The following is a 17,194-nucleotide window of genomic DNA, read 5'->3' on the forward strand; positions in this document are numbered from 1 at the left end:
CCAAAATTACGCCTTGGCCAGCGTTTGGCTACCACTTAAGACATCCAGGCACTTTCAAGCCGGGCTCTGCTCACTGCACTAAGTTTTCGCAAGCCGATTTCACGGGCCATGGCTTGGATGCCTGTTTCCTGGTCATGCCCTGCGGCCCTCATTTCGAATGCAAGTGCCTTTAATTCCGGCAACGAAATTTCATCAACGGAACGGGCGACGCCTTCTGCAGGCCGCCGGAACCGAATCGCATCAGCTGAACTGCTATCTTTGGCCCAGAAGAACGTACCAACATCCTCTGACCCACTGTCGTAATGTATGGATGCAAGACCAACGACCCGCTCCTGAATACGTGCTCCGGTCCGGACCCATCCATGTAGACGCGCAATCCGCCGAGCAAGAACCTCATCAAGAACAGGACCTTCGACGCGCACTACATGCTCAATCATTTTTAGGAGCTGGGCATCATACTCAGCATCAAAAAATGCCCCGGTATCTACTTCCAACCCAGTCGAGGCTAAATCGGCCTCGACGAACTGGAACCCAGGGTGTTGAGCATTGGGGGTAACGGCAGCATTTCGAGCATAGGTTTCAACAGACTGGTGAGTGTCCTTCGTCAGCATCTCAGCATCGCTGATGCTTACTTCAGCTTGACCTTCCGTCATCACCATGGCATCTGCAATAGCCTGTTGGGCAAGCTTCTCCGCCTGCTCTTCAGCTTTTGCAGTTTCTGCACGCTGCTCTGCCAAACGCGACTCAAGTTGTAAGTGAATTTTCTCTAGTGTGCCTGGCATATCAATCCACCAGTCAGTGGACCATATCCGCATGATTTCCCAGCCCAGCCCCCGTAATACTTGCTCGCGAAGCTTGTCGCGGTCTCGGGCAGTTGCGGAACGGTGGTATGTCGCACCATCGCATTCCACGCCAGCGAGATAGCGACCGGGTGCATCCGGGTCAACAACGCCTAGGTCGATACGGAACGCTGATACACCGACCTGAGGGTGAACTTTCCAACCTTTCTCCGTAAGGGCGATGGCAACAGCTTTCTCGAATGGACTATCAAAATCACCAACGCTGCCATAGATGCTCTCACCAAGAGCGCGAGCACCACGGTCGGCAAACTCAAGGAAGTGCTTCAGGTCGCGTACGCCCAGGGCCTGAGTTCTCGACAAGTCCATTTGCTCTGGTTGGAAGCTTCCAAAGACACGTAGCTCCTGTCGAGCCCGAGTAATGGCCACGTTCAGACGTCGCTCGCCGCCTTGCTTGTTCATCGGACCGAAGTTCATGGGAACGGGACCGGTCACTCCCGGTGCATTACCGTATGTAATGGAGAAATACATGATGTCTCGCTCATCACCTTGAACACTTTCCAGGTTCTTAACGAAGACAGGCTCCAGTTGGCTCTCAAGGAAATACGGCTCTATGGAGGGGTCTTTACGGCGTTCATCGTCCAACAGATTCTCGATAAGAGACTGTTGTTCTGCATTGAAGGTGACAACCCCTATAGTGAGCCCGCTATCTCGGAATCTAGGTGACTTCAGCTTACCGACAAGGTCTGCGACCAATGCCTTTGCTTCAGGTTTGTTTGTCCGTGAAGCACCACGCTCATATTGTCCGTTCGGCACGTGGGTGAAACTCACCGCTCTGTCATTGGTCAGCGGGCTCGGGAATGTAACTAGCTCACCGTCGTAATAGCGATAATTCGAGAACGCTATCAAACTTTCATGGCGGCTACGGTAGTGCCACGATAGTTTCATCGTTGGCAGATTGGCACCGATACACTCTTCCAAGATGCTTTCAAGTTCAGCCTCGACATCACTGTCGTCTGCATCGGATTCGGCACGGTCAAAGAAGCTGGTCGGCGGCAATTGTTTAGGGTCACCGACCATAATGACTTGCTTCCCGCGAGCCATTGCACCGATAGCATCCCAAACTGGTATCTGCGATGCCTCATCGAAGATGACCACGTCAAAATTCGCTGTCTCAGCAGGAAGAAATTGAGCAATGGACAATGGACTCATGAGTAAGCAGGGGGTCAAGCTCATCACGGCGTCTGATGCACGAGTCACCAGCTCTCGTAAGGGTAGATGGCGCGTTTTTTTCTGCATTTCGTAACGCAGTAGACCCCACTCGGACCCATGTGAAACTCGTTCAGGTGATGGGTGACCAGCAGAAAGCTGTGCACGTACTAATGCCTGAGTGAGGCTAGTAAAGCGCTCATCCAGCTCTCTGAAATCACGAATACGCTTTTCATGCTCAGCAGAAACAAAGGTTCGGAGCACATCGTCCCGGTCGACCACTGCATTCAGCCACCATCGGCAGTAGTCCGTTTCGAAGGTTTCTTTTACTTGGCCAAGTTGAATATTTCCTTGCTCCAGGCCCTTAACGACATTGGCGAGCCCCAATGACAGTGCCTGTTGGCGTGTCTTACGCCACGCACACCACGCATTCAATCTATTTGATGTATGGAGTACACCTTCGGCACGCTGTAGGACGTCGCTGGGTAGTAGTCCTCCAAGCGTTACTTTGTCGGATTCAGGCAAGCCACTGGTGATGCTGAAGCGGGTAATGGCCTCATCAAAGGAACTCAATGCATTTGCATAGGTACGCCCCGCACTAGCAATGGCTCCGGTAGACCCAAGCAGGACGTTACTATCGCCTAGTAGCAGTGCAATTGGCGCCTTAATGGCAGCAAGTGCTTCAGGCGTAGTAGCAAGCACAGAAAGTGAGGTGGTTAGTGCCTCGTAAAAACGGAGAGCGGGCGCAATCGCTTCAACTTTCGTCTGCAGTCCATTCCACAAGCCAGATGTTTTGGAAGACAAGTCCTCGAATTCTTTCAGCCGCTCTTGAAGCGAGACCATTTCTCGCATTTTCTTGAGGTCTGCAGCTGCGGCTACTCCCGCGCGACCATTTTCGATAGCATCTAAACCATCATCTTGCCATGGGGTGTTGCTTCGAGCCGATAGCAATGCGCCTTGAAAGATGACAAATATTTTTGCAACAGCAAGGTCCGTCTCAAAGCCTGACCAAACCCCATTGGATTCCTTATCCAGGCCAGATAGTCGATTGATAACCTGCTCTATCTGACGCATTTCCCGCATGCGCAGGATGTCTTCACGTGCGATGTCACCACATCGACCATGGCTGACGGGGTCAAGGCCAATGTCTTCCCATGCTTGGCGGGAACGTGCTTGTTCAAGTGCGGACTGGAATGCAAATGCAGCACGAGCAACATCGAGGTCCGTCTTCACCCCAGACCATGCATTCGAGGTGAGCAGTGATAGGTCTTCAAACAGTTTAATATCGGCATGAAGCTTGTCGAGCTTCACCAGGCACTCAATGTCCGTGCCAATGTCCGGTTCACCGCTTCCATTTGCCAGCCCTTTGAGCTTCTTGACCAATGTTTTACGGCGCATCACGGTCATCGGCCATGATGAATTCTGTAGCTCCAGCCAGTCCTGTTGTAGCTGATGCACTGTGGCGGTGGAAATTCCTTCTTGATACGGAATCGTCAGCTGACTAATCAGCTCCTGGCGATTTCGTAGCAACTTGATTCCAACGCCAAGCCGGGAGCGGAGGCTCTCATTCCAAGGGGGCGAAAGGTGTTCTTTAAGCTCCAAGTAGCGGGAGAGCTGCGAGATACCCAGCCGAATATCTTCAAGGACTTGATTACTGCATGGGGCGGATAACGCACCCAGCAGTTCACGATAACGTTCAACTAACGGAGCGGCTTGGCAAAGGTTTTCAGCTATTGCCTTTGCATCTGGACGCAAGACAAACTGCCAGTCGTGACCTGATGCCGCAGGTAGCGTGTTTGCAAGCAGCCGGAGTCCTTCACGGACTCGTGGCTCCATTTGTAGTGCTGGGATTCCGATAGCAGAGGTAAGTACACCTGTAGCCTCCTCGAAGGCCTGTACCGCAGGTCCAACTCCCTGAGCCGCCTCCAGCAATGCTGACTGCCATAATGGCGACCACTCCGTTTGAGCGACATGTGCTAGTGGGCTTGCGGTAAGTTGCTCACTACCAATTACTTTGGCATGAACATCAAGCAGTTCTGCGGTTTCCCGCAGAGTGTGCATATCTTTTACACCATGCGCTTGCGCTGTTGGCCATGAGAGGTGGAGTACTGGAAGGTCTTGTCCGGCAACTACCCTACCAATAGCCTCGTACACACTCATTCCATTCGAATGTCGAACATGTAACCGTTCAACATACCGATTCAATTGTGCACGAAGCCCTTCTAGTCGTTCTGCTTCTGACTGCCACTCTTCAGGGGCTATTGCTGCAGCTCCATCCCAGGAACGGCGAAGCTGTTCTAACACATCCGTTTTGCGTGCTTTGTTCGAATGCAGTTCAAGACAAAAATTACCGAGGCCAACATCTGCAAGGCGCCGATAAACAACATCAAGCGCGGCCATTTTCTCGGAAACAAAGAGCACTCGCTTCCGTTCTGCGAGGCATTGAGCAATCAGATTCGAAATGGTTTGGCTCTTGCCTGTACCTGGGGGCCAATTGAATCGCCCCTCCTTTCCTAGACACTTCGCGAGCCTCACACTAGGCCCCACAAGGAGGTGTCATGAGCAAGCCGCGTTTCCCCGAAGCGTTCAAGATTGAAGCAGTCAAACAGGTAACCGAGCGTGGTTACCCAGTGGCCGAAGTCGCCAGCCGTCTCGGCGTATCTGCCCACAGCCTGTATCAATGGCTGAAACGCTTCGACCCCAAGCGCGCCCAACCGGCCGAACCCGCAGACCAGCAAGCCGAAATCCGACGTCTCAAGGCAGAGCTCAAACGGGTCACCGAGGAGCGCGACATCCTAAAAAAGGCCGCCGCATACTTTGCCAAGGAGTCCGGGTAAGGTATGCCTTCATCCGGGCCCATGCACAGCAGTTCCCTATTCGACGTCTGTGTCGTGTTATGTCGGTGCATCCCAGTGGCTACTACGCCTGGAAAGCATCCCCGCATTCACCACGAGCGCGTGAAGACCAGCGCTTGCTGGAGCACATCAAGCAGGCGTGGCTCGAAAGTGGCGGTGTCTATGGCTATCGCAAGGTGCATGACGACTTGCAGGCTCAGGGAGAGCGCTGTGGCAAACATCGTGTGGCTCGGCTGATGAAGCAGGAAGGCTTACGTTCGCAGACGGGTTACCACCGGCGTCCTGGGCATTACCGTGGCCGCCCGGCAGTGGTGGCACCTAACCACCTGCAACGCCAGTTCACCGTGAATGAACCGAATAAAGCTTGGGTGACCGACATCACTTATATCCGCACGCATGAGGGGTGGTTGTACCTGGCGGTGGTGCTGGACCTGTTCTCGCGGCAGGTGATTGGCTGGTCGATGCAGTCACGTATCGATAGAGAGCTGGTGCTGAATGCCCTGTTGATGGCGGTATGGCGACGTCAGCCCAAGCAGGAGGTACTGGTGCATTCCGACCAAGGAAGTCAGTTCAGTAGCTACGATTGGCAGGACTTCTTGAAAGCTCATCGCTTGGTGCCCAGCATGAGTCGGCGTGGGAACTGCCACGACAATGCCGTGGCAGAGAGTTTCTTCCAGTTGCTGAAGCGGGAGCGCATCAAGCGCAAAACCTATCACGACAGGGAGGAGGCCCGGCGGGATATCTTCGATTACATCGAAATGTTCTACAACCCGAAACGCCGGCATGGTTCCGCAAACGGGCTATCGCCGGTAGAGTTTGAGAAGCAATATTTCCAACGGCTCAAGAGTGTCTAGAGAAGCCGGGGCGATTCAGTGCTAGAGGCGAGCCTTGTTGCTGCTGATATAACTCTTTTGCCCGACGGTAAGCCTGTAGAAAACTACATCCCTGATGGCGCTGGATGTCGCAAATGTCACGCATGATTTTGCGGATGTTGCTGTTCTGTTCAATCAACACCTCGTCCGTTGCCTGACCTGCAAGCGATGCGCGAGGACGACCTGGGCGGAGAACAGTTAATGAACCATCATGAATCGCGGACTGCAGCTTCACGGCTTCAACGTAACGTTCTACGTGTTGCTCAGCATCGAAGACCTTTATCCAGCCTTTCTTTGGCTTTGCGTCGAGTACTTCCAGGTAGGCATCTGGTTTCTGCAGTGAAGCAACTTTGTCATGCAAACGTAAAGTGCGAATCATTGTTCGAGCACCTCTAGCAAGCACAGATGACCAAGGTCGCCATAAGCCAAGCTCAGTTCTAATGTGCCCCCCATGCGGCGGTACCCTATGTCGCCGCTCAATACGCCAGCAACAAGCAAGACCGGAATCAATCCTGGATGGAGCTGCAAGTCTTTGCATAAGGCAGACATCGTGACCGGCCCGTCTTCACAGTACTCAATGACTTTCTCAACGATTGCGTCGTTCAGATACGTCTCAATCTTGGTGGCCGCTTGCTTGAGCTGCCAGGCATTTGCCCGAACCGGATGGTTGGCGTCTGCTGGAATAATGACGGTGCGAAGAGGATAGCCATTGGCGTTCAGAATCGGGCGAGCCCAGGCAATCTTGTCCCAATACGCCTCTGGCCCTTCAAACCCCTCGGTTTTGACTTCTACCGCAGCGAACAGCCCATCAGCCCAACTGATGCTGAAGTCTGGGGTGTATAGCTTTTCACCTTCCACATCGCGATGACGATGCCAAGCCTCGCTTTTTGCTTCCTTGGTCAACAGCAGGCGCTGGTCAACCAGGTCTACGCTGAATGGCTGCGGCTGAAAGGCTTTGACTCGCGGGTCAATCGCAAGCAAGTGCGAAATCAGGCGCTCGGGATTGTGTTCAACATTGATGTGGCCCGATGCCTTCTCATTGAAGGTGCTGAACTTCGGCTTGCCAAAGGTGGAGGCAACTTGGCGGATACCGGAGTCTGACTCGTGTCGGCGGCTGCGACGGCCGTAGGTGTGCGATATACGAGTCATCGTAAACCTACGACAGTGTGAAGATGGAAAGCTGAAGTAGTGGAGCGATGCGCGGCGTTGGCACAGACCGAAGTCGGTACAAATCGCGATATCGCAGTACGGTTTAGACGCAGCATTTGGCACTCAGTTGAACTTGTTGCTGCGCAGCTTACTGCAGTATTTTGATGAAAAATAGCCCCACATTTGCCGAAGTTGGTGGAATTTTCGTGAAAACTGCCAGCAATAAAACGGTGTTTTTGCAATAAAAATTTTTTAAAAAAATTTACTTGCGATGGTGGTGCTGACAGCCTGCTGTAGCGTGAAGGTGTGGAGACGTGGGAGAGGTTGAGGGCCGAAAAGGCAGGATTTTGGCGAAAAACCAAGGCAGCCGAGCAAATGGCATTTCGCGCTTGGTTGCACGTATCTACAAGGGTATCGCAGGGGCAAACGATACCCATAGGCACACATGTCATGCCCTTTAAGGTGTATGACTCTGTACTTTTTTTGGTAGCCTGTTCCATTGCCAACTCCCGCCGTACCCTCTCACAAATAGCGGGTGCCCGCGGTAGCGGTGTCATATATCAACGAAAACAGGTCATATCTCAAAACAGCAGGTCAGCGTTGCACTGACATCTACCAAACTTAGGTGATGGAGTGGGGGTTTTCAAGCAACGTGAGCAGTATCTGGAATGCCATCGCTTCCTGCAACTTGAGTGCGGGATAACTGTATTGATAGGCTGAAATTTAATTTGCTATGTGCATAAGGTACTTAGGAGTGGTCTCTGGGGTCGCCTGTAGTCAGTCAGCCCAGCAATGATGATTGCTGAAACTAGCCGCTTACGGCCATGAGCCGCCCCTTGCGTTCGCAAGGCGAGTGACCGCTTCAGGCAGGCTACTCTCGCTCGGGTTTGAAGCCCGAAAGTCAGCTGCTGACGAGACCTGACATTGAACTTTACCGGAGGCGGCTAGCGAGACGAACGCACAGCCGATTGCCAACTTGAAAGGAGGGACTATGGATAAGCCGCGGGAGGAATCCCAGATTCTGGAGGACCTGACCACGCTAGCCGCGTCGCCCGGATACGCTCATGCGGTTGCACACATTTGCCATCGCGACAACGTCATCCACATCAAGGGTAAGCTGAAGCCGTCTGACATGGACCGTTTGTTCAGCAGCGAGCGCCTCATTCGGACGGAATTGACGACGCTGATTGGCCTGATGGCGAAAAAGCCATTGGACCTTTCCCTGCAGCCGACTGATGTGGTCGAGGGCTACGTCAAGCGCACAGATGCCCTTTTGCGGGAACTGCACGATGCGATGTCCTACCCCATGTTCGCTGCCATGTTCGAGGCGTTGAACGCGGGCGCTGAGCCGCCAAACCCGTGGTGCGGCCTGGGAATACGAGAGCCCATCTTCTATGGTACCGAGTCGGCCTACGCCTTCCAGTACAGGGACCTAGTGCCCGAGAAGTACGGGGCCGATGATGACTGGATGCTTAAGACGAAGGGCTTCACCTCCGGCCAGGCGCGGACCATCGCAAAGACGATGTGCGCCTTGATGGACGAAAAGGGGACGCGACTCTTTGCGGATGCTCGAGCTGCCAAGGCTCCACCCGCAACTTTCCTGCCCGCATTCGAGTTCTCGCTGGATGAGGTGGCGTTTCGCAGTGGTATTGCGCAGGGGGTGGTCAAAGCGTTCTTCCACGCGTTCCTCTTCGTGGGGGATAACGCGGCGTTCAAGGAAGTGGGGGACTTCAATGAGGTCGCAGCCCGGCCGCTGCTACTTACCGACCGCGGGACCGTGCTCCTCTTCTCGCACTACGCCATTTACGAGGCGCTATACGAGTCTCCGTTCTTCTGGATGTTGGATGACAAGCCCTACCGCCCGACGGCCTCCAAGCATCGCGGCGCCTTCGCCGAGCAGTTCGCTGCGCGCCGGCTGGCCGGAGTCTTTGGCTGCGAGCACGTCTATACGAACGTGAACCTGCATCGTGGCAAGGACATCGTGGGTGAAGCTGATGTTCTGGTCATTTACGGTGACCGGCTCATCATCGTGCAGGCGAAGGCGAAGAAGCTGACCATCTCAGCCCGCAAGGGGAACGACAATCAGCTGAAGGCAGACTTCGCTGCTGCCATTCAGGATTCCTACGACCAGGGTTGGACTTGCGCCAACGAGATTCTCGCTGGCGAATGTCGCTTAGTGGACGACAAAGGAAATGAAGTCGGCTTGCCCCCGAGCATCAAAGAGGCCTTCCTGTTCAGCCTCGTGTCGGAACACTATCCTGCGCTGGCCTTTCAGGCAAGCCAGTCGCTGAAATTCCAGACCACCGATGTTATCCGGCCTCCGTTCGTAATGGACGTATTCCTTCTCGACACGCTGACTGAAATGCTGACGACGCCGCTGCGATTATTGAGCTACGTGAAGTTGCGCGTGGCAGTCGTGGACAAGCTGATGAGCGGGCATGAGCTGACAGTCCTCGGCTACCACCTGAAACAGAACCTCTGGCTGGATGACAATTACAACACCGTCATGCTCGAGGACTCCATCGCTCGAGACCTAGACACGGCGATGATGGTTCGTAGGGATAACCTGCCTGGAGACGATACGCCGGCTGGTATCCTCACTAAGATGCGCGGAACTCGCTACGAGAGTCTCATCAAAGAAATTGAGACGAGGGCAGACCCGGCAACTCTCGAACTCGGGTTCCACCTCCTTTCTATGGACGAAGATTCGTGCAAAAACGTCCACAGCGTACTCGAGACCATCACGCGGAAGGTGCAGTGCGACGGGAAGCGACACGACGTGACGCTCGCGTCGAGCACAACACCGGGCGGGGTAAGCTTCCATTGCAATCCAACGCTGTCTCCCGAATCGATTGCCGTGCTGGAGACCCACTGCGTCAAACGCAAGTACCAGCAACGTGCGAGGCAATGGTTTGGCGTCTCCGTGAACCCGGATGGGCAAGTCCAGTTTGGTGTCACATTGGACTTTCCGTGGGAGCCCTCGGAGGAGTTGGACCAGCTAACCGCGAACATGAAGCCGGCGGCTCGGGTTCTCGACGTCCTTCCTCAATACACGCGAGGGGTCAGCCGCATAAAACTAGGGAGGAACGAGCCGTGCCGCTGTGGCAGCGGACGCAAGTATAAGAAGTGCTGCTTGGACTAAACGAGGGCGCGAGGGCATCACGCTAGCGCACCTTGCATGGCCAGACAACTTCTGGGGTGTTGTCAAGGTCAGCAGTACGCTTGAAACCTATCATCGGCCCCAAGAGATTGCTGATTCCCGATGACTGCAACCCAGCCTAGACCGTGAGTTGAGTATGCGGCCCTCTCCGACCGGAACCGCTGCATAGCCGTTATTCAGCCCTGAGTGATGATTGACTGTAATGGGTCGTTTTAAGAATTGGACGGTGGGCTGCTCTCGGCCAGTTCCAGCCATTCAAAAATTTGGTAAGTTCGTAAAATGAAGGCAGTAGCAGTCCGGATAGCCGACGTTAATAGAAAGCTAAAACACAGTGCGCTCCTGCGCGGTCCTGTATGAGCAAAGGGTTAAGTCTCTGCGCCATCCCGTTTTTCAATTGCTTTTCGCGCACCTTCTGGAAGTTGGCTGTACAACGCCGAGATGTATTTTGGTCTTGATATTCGGTCTTCAATGATGAAATTCATCATCGTGAATAGGTTGTGAGCAATTTCTGGAGTGTCGTTTATTTCAATTTCGCCAGGATGCACGGCATTGTTTCCAACGACCCGACAGAAGTCTAAAGCCTGCTGGACTTCGATTGGCAGGCCTTTGGTTACTAATGACCCGATATCGTCGTTGATGTTCTTGCCTCTCTCTCCAAGCTCGGACATTAGTTTTTGGAGTGATAACCTCAACAAGGCAGAAGCAGCACGAGGGGAAGTCGCAACAACTTCCCTAGCCTCATTGTAATCAAGCAGACATGACTCTGGCATGTCTGGATGTGCAGGTGGGACTGGAGCTGCAGATGGAACAATCATCCTTCCTTCATACCAATATGACCATTCTTTGCAATGAGAGCAGATGCAGAAATTTAACGACTGGTGGGTAGAGTAGCTTCCATGGGCGGAGTGAAAATAAAATTCACGCCAATGCTGTGATGAAAAAACTCCACAATGAATGCAATGGAATTCTCTTTTTTTATGCTCGGGCGGGTAGTATTTTTGCATATTGTATTTTGATGTTTATAGCCTTAACTTATTGCCACCGAAGTATTGGCAGAGGGCTCCTAACCATCTAGGGAAAATGGATATTAGTTTGAAGGGTCTCTCGTAATTAACTGAAAATGTATTCCTTTGGAACAATACAATACCCCTTGATAATGGGCTGAATGTCTTCACGATATACATGAATATCAGACGGATTTATCTTAATGTTATCCAATGATGCAAACTCAACAACAAAGACTGCATAATCTTCAGCAACACTTCTCCCGCGATGGGCTAAGCAGCTTGAACTTCTATTGGCATATGAAATAGACTGAAGAGTTGGCCCAAACTTAAATCCGTTATTTATTATTGATTCAATATTTTTTTTGGGAGTGGCATGAAAAAATACGAGTGGATTTCTTTCCAGTTCATCATCAAAAAGGCAGTAGCCATTCCTTTCAGTCGGATTGGAAAATTCATAAACTTTCATCATTAATAGTCTTTTCTCACTTAATTATTGATGCCAATGAACAAATAAAACAGAACTTTACTGTGACACACAGTATTGCAACTCAAACGCATGCTTTCAAGAACTTTGTCCTAGCGGGGTCTGTATAGTTGCCCACTGGTCTGTCCCGCTGTCCACGAAGAGCGGGACAGACCACACAATCTACCGCATGCCGGAATTGAACCTACACCTTCCTTATCTGCTATCCATGACTGCGCGCACCTCAAAGCGGTCGGCATGCCACACCAAAATCTAATGGCTGCAATGGGTCGTAAGTTGCCTGAACCCATACTAAGGCACCGTTACAAGACGGCATTGACTCATTAGCAGTAACAATCCAAAAAAAGAGGCCCATAAATTTCTCAATTTATGGGCCTCTTTTTCTCAGCTTATGAGTCTATCTACACTACCCCTTACACATCAATATTCCGCGCAATCAGGGCATTGCCTTCGATAAAGGCGCGGCGGGGTTCCACTTCGTCGCCCATCAGGGTGGTGAACACGTCGTCCGCGCCCATCACGTCTTCAATGCGTACCTTCAACAGGCGGCGCACGTTGGGGTCCATGGTGGTTTCCCACAGTTGTTCCGGGTTCATCTCGCCCAGGCCTTTGTAGCGCTGGATGTTCATGCCCTTTTTCACTTCGGCCAGCAGCCAGTCCAGTGCCTGGCCAAATTCGCTGATCGGTTTCACCGTTTCGCCGCGGCGTACGCTGGCACCTTCGCGCAGCAGGCCGCTGAGCAGGTCGCCGGTTTTGGCCAGTTCGGCGTAGTCGCCGGTTTCCAGGAAGTCCTGGTCCAGCACCGTTACCAGCACGTTGCCGTGTAGTTTGCGGGTGATTTTGATCAGGTGGCCGTCGTTTTTTTCGTCGTGCAGCAGTTCCAGCACGATGGCGTCAGCCGGCACCAGGGCGGTGAGGCGGGCCAGGCTGTCCTGGGCGGCGTGCTCGGTTTCCAGCGACAGGCGGCCGGATTTGAGCATGGCTTCCAGTACCAGCGGGTCGATGACGCGGCTTTCGCGTTCGATGACGGCGCGGGCCACCAGGAACTGGCGGGCTACTTCGGCCAGGGTGTCGCCGGCCAGGGCCGGGGCGTCGGTGGCGGGGATGAGTTCGGCTTTTTCCAGTGCCAGTTGCAGCAGGTACTGGTTCAGCTCGTAGTCGTCCTTCAGGTAGCGCTCTTGCTTGCCGTGCTTGGCCTTGTACAGCGGCGGCTGGGCAATGTAGATGTGGCCGCGTTCCACCAGTTCGTGCATCTGGCGGTAGAAGAAGGTGAGCAGCAGGGTGCGGATGTGGGCGCCGTCCACGTCGGCATCGGTCATGATGATGATGCGGTGGTAGCGCAGTTTGTCCGGGTTGTATTCGTCCTTGCCAATGCCGCAGCCCATGGCGGTAATCAGGGTGGCCACTTCCTGGCTTTGCAGCATTTTGTCGAAGCGGGCGCGTTCTACGTTAAGAATCTTGCCCTTCAAGGGCAGGATGGCCTGGAATTTGCGGTCGCGGCCTTGTTTGGCGGAGCCGCCGGCAGAGTCACCCTCCACCAGGTACAGTTCGCACAGCTTGGGGTCTTTTTCCTGGCAGTCGGCCAGTTTGCCGGGCAGGCCCAGGCCGTCCATCACGCCTTTGCGGCGGGTGATTTCGCGGGCTTTGCGCGCGGCTTCGCGGGCGCGGGCGGCGTCCACAATCTTGCCGCAGATGGTTTTGGCGTCGTTGGGGTTTTCCAGCAGGTAGGTTTTCAGCGCTTCGCTGATCACTTCGTTGACTACCGGGCCGATTTCGCCGGATACCAGTTTGTCCTTGGTCTGGCTGGAGAACTTGGGGTCGGGCAGCTTGACGGACAGCACGCAGGTAAGGCCTTCGCGCATGTCGTCGCCGGTGGTGTCCACCTTGGCCTTTTTGGCCACTTCGTGTTCTTCGATGTACTGGTTGAGCGTGCGGGTCATCACCTGGCGCAGGGCGGTCATGTGGGTGCCGCCGTCACGTTGCGGGATGTTGTTGGTGAAGCACTGGACGCTTTCCTGGTAGGAGTCGTTCCATTGCATGGCCACTTCCACGCTCATGCCGTCTTTTTCGCCCATGCCGTGGAACACTTTGGGGTGCAGCACGGTTTTGTTGCGGTTCATGTATTCCACAAAGCCGGCCACGCCGCCGGAGAAGGCGAAGTTTTCTTCCTTGCCGGTGCGCTTGTCCAGCAGGTTGATGCCTACGCCTTGGTTGAGGAAGGACAGTTCGCGGATGCGCTTGGCCAGGATGTCGAAGTGGTATTCCACCACGCCAAAGGTTTCTTCGCTGGCGCGGAAGGTGACTTCGGTGCCGCGGTGGTTGCTGTGGCCGGTAACGGTAAGCGGGGCCACGGCGTCGCCGCGGCGGAATTCCATTTCGTGTACCTTGCCGTCACGCCAGATCTTCAGCTTCAGCCAGTCGGACAGTGCATTTACTACGGATACACCTACGCCGTGCAGGCCGCCGGAAATCTTGTAGCTGTTGCTGTCGAATTTGCCGCCGGCGTGCAGGATGGTCATGATCACTTCGGCCGCCGAGCGTCCTTCTTCCGGGTGGATGTCGGTGGGGATGCCCCGGCCGTTGTCCGATACGGTGATGGAGTTGTCGGGGTTGATGATGACCTTGATGGTGTCGGCATGGCCGGCCAGGGCTTCGTCAATGGCGTTGTCCAGCACTTCAAACACCATGTGGTGCAGACCGGTGCCGTCCGAGGTATCGCCAATGTACATGCCGGGGCGTTTGCGTACCGCATCCAGACCCTTGAGGACTTTAATGCTATCCGCGCCGTATTCCTGTTCGCTCATGCTTATTCCTGAACAGCGGGAGTAGTGAGTCGGGAGTGGGGAGTAAGCCACTGCGTCATCACGCTGCCTGCTGTAATAAAGTCAAATTCAAGACCTGCCGAGGGAGTGGTCAAGCCCGACTCCCTATTTCCAACTCACTACTCCCTAGATGCGCATCGGCATCACGATGTACTTGAAGTTGCTGTAGTCGGGAATGGTCACCAGCGTACTGCGGTTGGCATCGCCAAACGCCATCTGCAGGGTATCGGCTGGCAGGTTGGTCAGCACGTCCAGCAGATAGTTGATGTTGAAGCCGATTTCCAGTTCACCACCCTGATAGGCAATTTCCAGTTCTTCTTCCGCTTCTTCCTGTTCGCTGTTGGTACACAGGATGGACATTTTGCCCGGTGCCAGTACCAGCCGCACGCCACGGAATTTTTCGTTGGCCAGAATGGCGGCGCGTTGCAGCGCGTGCAGGAAGGTTAGGCGTTCGATCAGGAAGATCTTGTCATTATCCAGCGGAATCACGCGGTTGTAGTCGGGGAACTTGCCGTCCACCACCTTGCTGATGATGACGGTGGAGCCAAAGCTGAAGCGTACCTGGTTGGCCAGCACTTCGATGTTGATTTCGTCGTCGCTGTCCTGCAGCAGTTTGTACAGCTCCAGGATGGTTTTGCGCGGCAGGATGACTTCGGCCTTGGGCAGGGTGGCTTCCACGTCGGCGCTGGCAAAGGCCAGGCGGTGGCCGTCGGTGGCAATCAGTTTTACCTGGTTGCCGTCGGTTTGCATCAACAGGCCGTTGAGGTAGTAACGGATGTCCTGCACCGCCATGGCAAATTGCACTTGGGAGATCAGGCGTTTGAGTTCGCGCTGGCTCAGGCTGAAGCTGGATTCGCTGGCGCTGCCCACGGACAGCAGCGGGAAGTCTTCTGCCGGCAGGGTTTGCAGGTTGAAGCGGCTTTTGCCGGCTTTGAGCGTGAGGCGGCCGTCCAGTTGTTCCAGCGTGACGGTGGTTTTGTCCGGGATGGCTCGCAGGATGTCCTGCAGCTTCTTGGCCGAGGTGGTCAGGCGGAAGTCTTCGCCCGGCAGTTCGTCGGCGCTGGCGGTGGTGATCTGGATTTCCAGATCAGTCGCCAGGAAGCCTACCTGTCCGCCTTTCTTTTCAATCAGTACATTGGAAAGAATCGGCAGGGTGTGGCGGCGTTCGACAATACCGGTCACGGCCAGCAGGGGCTTGAGAAGGGCATCGCGTTCGGCTTGCAGGATCAGCATGTTTCGGGCTCCCGAATGTGTCCAGAGTCAGTTATCGGTTGAATCAACATATCAGTTACGCAGCATGGATAGCAGCGTATCGTAATCGTGCGCCATATCGGCGTCATTACCACGCATTTCGGCAATGGTTTTGCAGGCATGCAGCACGGTGGTGTGGTCGCGGCCGCCAAAGGCATCGCCAATATTGGGCAGCGAGAGCTGGGTCAGCTCCTTGGCCAGTGCCATGGCTACCTGGCGCGGCCGGGCAATGTCACGGCTGCGCTTTTTGCTGTGCATGTCGGACAGCTTGATCTTGTAGTACTCGGCCACGGTTTTCTGGATGGCGTCCACCGTCACCTGGCGGTTGCCGGCGGCCAGGATGTCCTTCAAGGCTTCTTTCACCAGGTCCAGCGAGATGCTCTGGTTGGTGAAGCGGGCATAGGCCACCACGCGCTTGAGCGCGCCTTCCAGTTCGCGCACGTTGGAGCGCACGTTCTGGGCAATGAAAAACGCTACCGGGTGGTCCAGCTTGATGCTGTCGGCTTCGGCCTTTTTCATCAGAATGGCCACGCGCATTTCCAGCTCCGGCGGCTGGATTTCCACCGTCAGGCCCCAGGAGAAGCGCGAAATCAGCCGCTCTTCCATGCCTTCTATCTGCTTGGGGTAGGTGTCGCAGGTCATGATGACTTGCTTGCCGCCTTCAATCAGTGCGTTGAAGGCGTAGAAGAATTCTTCCTGGGTGCGGTTTTTGCCGGCAAAAAACTGGATGTCGTCAATCAGCAGCAAATCCAGCGAGTGGTAGTAGCGCTTGAATTCGTCAAACGCCTTGTGTTGGTAGGCGCGCATGATGTCGGCCACATAGCGTTCGGCGTGGATGTAGCGGATTTTGGCTTGCGGGTTCTTCTGGAACACGTGGTTGCCAATGGCCTGGATCAAGTGGGTTTTACCCAGGCCCACGCCACCGTAGACAAACAGCGGGTTGTAGGCCTGGTCGCCCGGATTCTCGGCAATCTGCATGGCGGCGGCACGCGCCAGTTGGTTGCCCTTACCTGTCACCAGCGTGTCAAAGGTAAAGGCCGGGTTCAGCCGGGTGCTTTCGTGGCTGCCGCCAATGGCTTTTACTGCCGCCTGCTTGGCCGGGCTGGGGGTGTCGTTGCTGGTGGCCGGGGCCGGGGCCGGTTTGCGCACGCCATTGCCCACTGCAGGCGGTACGGCCAGCGGCTTGTTGCTGGGCGCACCCAGGCGCAGTTCGACCGGGGCTTCGCCCACCAGCTCTACCGCCAGTTCTTCAATGCGTCCAAGGAAGCGGTCCTTGATGAACTGCATGATGAAGCGGTTGGGGGCAAACAGCGCAATGCCTTCTTCATTGGCTTCAGCCGCCAGCGGCTTGATCCAGGTATTGAACTGCTGTGAAGACAGTTCGGCCTCGAGGCGTGCGAGGCAGGCAGGCCAGAATTGATCCAGTTCGGTCATTAAGTACACGCAAGTAAAAGCAAAAACCCGCCGTTGACGATATGCGTTGCGGCGGGAGGAGCCATGGTTGTCACCCTGGTGGGATGGCCGGACGGCTATGTCCGGCGCGGGTGCAGCCCTGGCATGTGTTCATGCATGGCAAGTGGCTTGCACC

The 17,194-nt window shown here is 54.7% G+C and carries 11 protein-coding genes and 1 pseudogene; 2 read left to right on the forward strand and 10 right to left on the reverse strand.

All coding sequences use genetic code 11. From position 1 onward, the window contains the following. Nucleotides 1-35 precede the first annotated feature (35 nt). Both DLM_RS20540 and DLM_RS24095 read right to left on the reverse strand, forming a co-directional pair. Complete coding sequence (locus DLM_RS20540; RefSeq protein ID WP_420000724.1) at nt 36-3,413, reverse strand: DUF3320 domain-containing protein; 3,378 nt, start codon at nt 3,411-3,413, stop codon at nt 36-38. Next, nucleotides 3,394-3,465, reverse strand: a pseudogene (locus DLM_RS24095) (hypothetical protein); the annotation flags it as partial. The gene DLM_RS20540 and the pseudogene DLM_RS24095, both read right to left, overlap by 20 nt. Before the next feature lie 1,099 nt (nt 3,466-4,564). Here DLM_RS24095 and DLM_RS20545 point away from each other — a divergent pair. Next, nucleotides 4,565-5,715 (forward strand): IS3 family transposase gene (locus tag DLM_RS20545; protein WP_119313209.1). Its coding sequence is split into 2 segments (ribosomal slippage): nt 4,565-4,802 and nt 4,802-5,715, totalling 1,152 coding nucleotides; the frame shifts between segments, so codons are not numbered across the junction. Here DLM_RS20545 and DLM_RS23215 read toward each other — a convergent pair. The 3 genes from DLM_RS23215 to DLM_RS23220 are packed head-to-tail and all read right to left on the reverse strand — an operon-like array spanning nt 5,702 to nt 7,382. Next, on the reverse strand, nt 5,702-6,112 hold the full coding sequence (locus tag DLM_RS23215) for a hypothetical protein (protein WP_145985907.1): 411 nt from the start codon (nt 6,110-6,112) through the stop codon (nt 5,702-5,704). The two genes, DLM_RS20545 and DLM_RS23215, sit on opposite strands and share 14 nt — an antisense overlap. Then, nucleotides 6,109-6,882: a hypothetical protein gene (locus DLM_RS20550; RefSeq protein WP_089083021.1), complete on the reverse strand. Its 774-nt coding sequence runs from the start codon at nt 6,880-6,882 to the stop codon at nt 6,109-6,111. The genes DLM_RS23215 and DLM_RS20550 overlap by 4 nt, the downstream gene beginning before the upstream one ends. Further along, complete coding sequence (locus DLM_RS23220; protein WP_145985908.1) at nt 6,879-7,382, reverse strand: hypothetical protein; 504 nt, start codon at nt 7,380-7,382, stop codon at nt 6,879-6,881. The genes DLM_RS20550 and DLM_RS23220 overlap by 4 nt, the downstream gene beginning before the upstream one ends. 491 nt (nt 7,383-7,873) lie before the next feature. Here DLM_RS23220 and DLM_RS20555 point away from each other — a divergent pair, with 491 nt between their 5' ends. Further along, nucleotides 7,874-10,024, forward strand: a complete 2,151-nt coding sequence (locus tag DLM_RS20555) for a nuclease-related domain-containing protein (protein WP_089083020.1) — start codon at nt 7,874-7,876, stop codon at nt 10,022-10,024. Nucleotides 10,025-10,407: 383 nt separating this feature from the next. On the opposite strand, the gene DLM_RS20560 is transcribed toward DLM_RS20555, so the two are convergent. The 5 genes from DLM_RS20560 to dnaA all read right to left on the reverse strand — a co-directional run bounded on the left by DLM_RS20560 (nt 10,408) and on the right by dnaA (nt 17,040). Next, nucleotides 10,408-11,046 (reverse strand): DUF4145 domain-containing protein, encoded by a 639-nt coding sequence (locus DLM_RS20560; protein WP_167467184.1) that lies wholly within the window; start codon nt 11,044-11,046, stop codon nt 10,408-10,410. A 106-nt stretch (nt 11,047-11,152) separates the two neighbouring features. Continuing rightward, nucleotides 11,153-11,518 (reverse strand): hypothetical protein, encoded by a 366-nt coding sequence (locus DLM_RS23225; RefSeq protein ID WP_145985909.1) that lies wholly within the window; start codon nt 11,516-11,518, stop codon nt 11,153-11,155. A 428-nt stretch (nt 11,519-11,946) separates the two neighbouring features. Then, nucleotides 11,947-14,337, reverse strand: coding sequence for a DNA topoisomerase (ATP-hydrolyzing) subunit B (gyrB, locus tag DLM_RS20565; RefSeq protein WP_089083019.1), 2,391 nt, complete (start codon nt 14,335-14,337; stop codon nt 11,947-11,949). A gap of 144 nt (nt 14,338-14,481) precedes the next feature. Then, complete coding sequence (gene dnaN, locus DLM_RS20570; RefSeq protein ID WP_089083018.1) at nt 14,482-15,588, reverse strand: DNA polymerase III subunit beta; 1,107 nt, start codon at nt 15,586-15,588, stop codon at nt 14,482-14,484. Nucleotides 15,589-15,639: 51 nt separating this feature from the next. Beyond that, entirely contained in the window at nt 15,640-17,040 is a 1,401-nt protein-coding gene (gene dnaA / locus DLM_RS20575) for a chromosomal replication initiator protein DnaA (protein WP_089083017.1), read from the reverse strand. Between the last annotated feature and the right edge of the window lie 154 nt (nt 17,041-17,194).

The organism is Aquitalea magnusonii, assembly GCF_002217795.2.
GTDB lineage: Bacteria > Pseudomonadota > Gammaproteobacteria > Burkholderiales > Chromobacteriaceae > Aquitalea > Aquitalea magnusonii_B.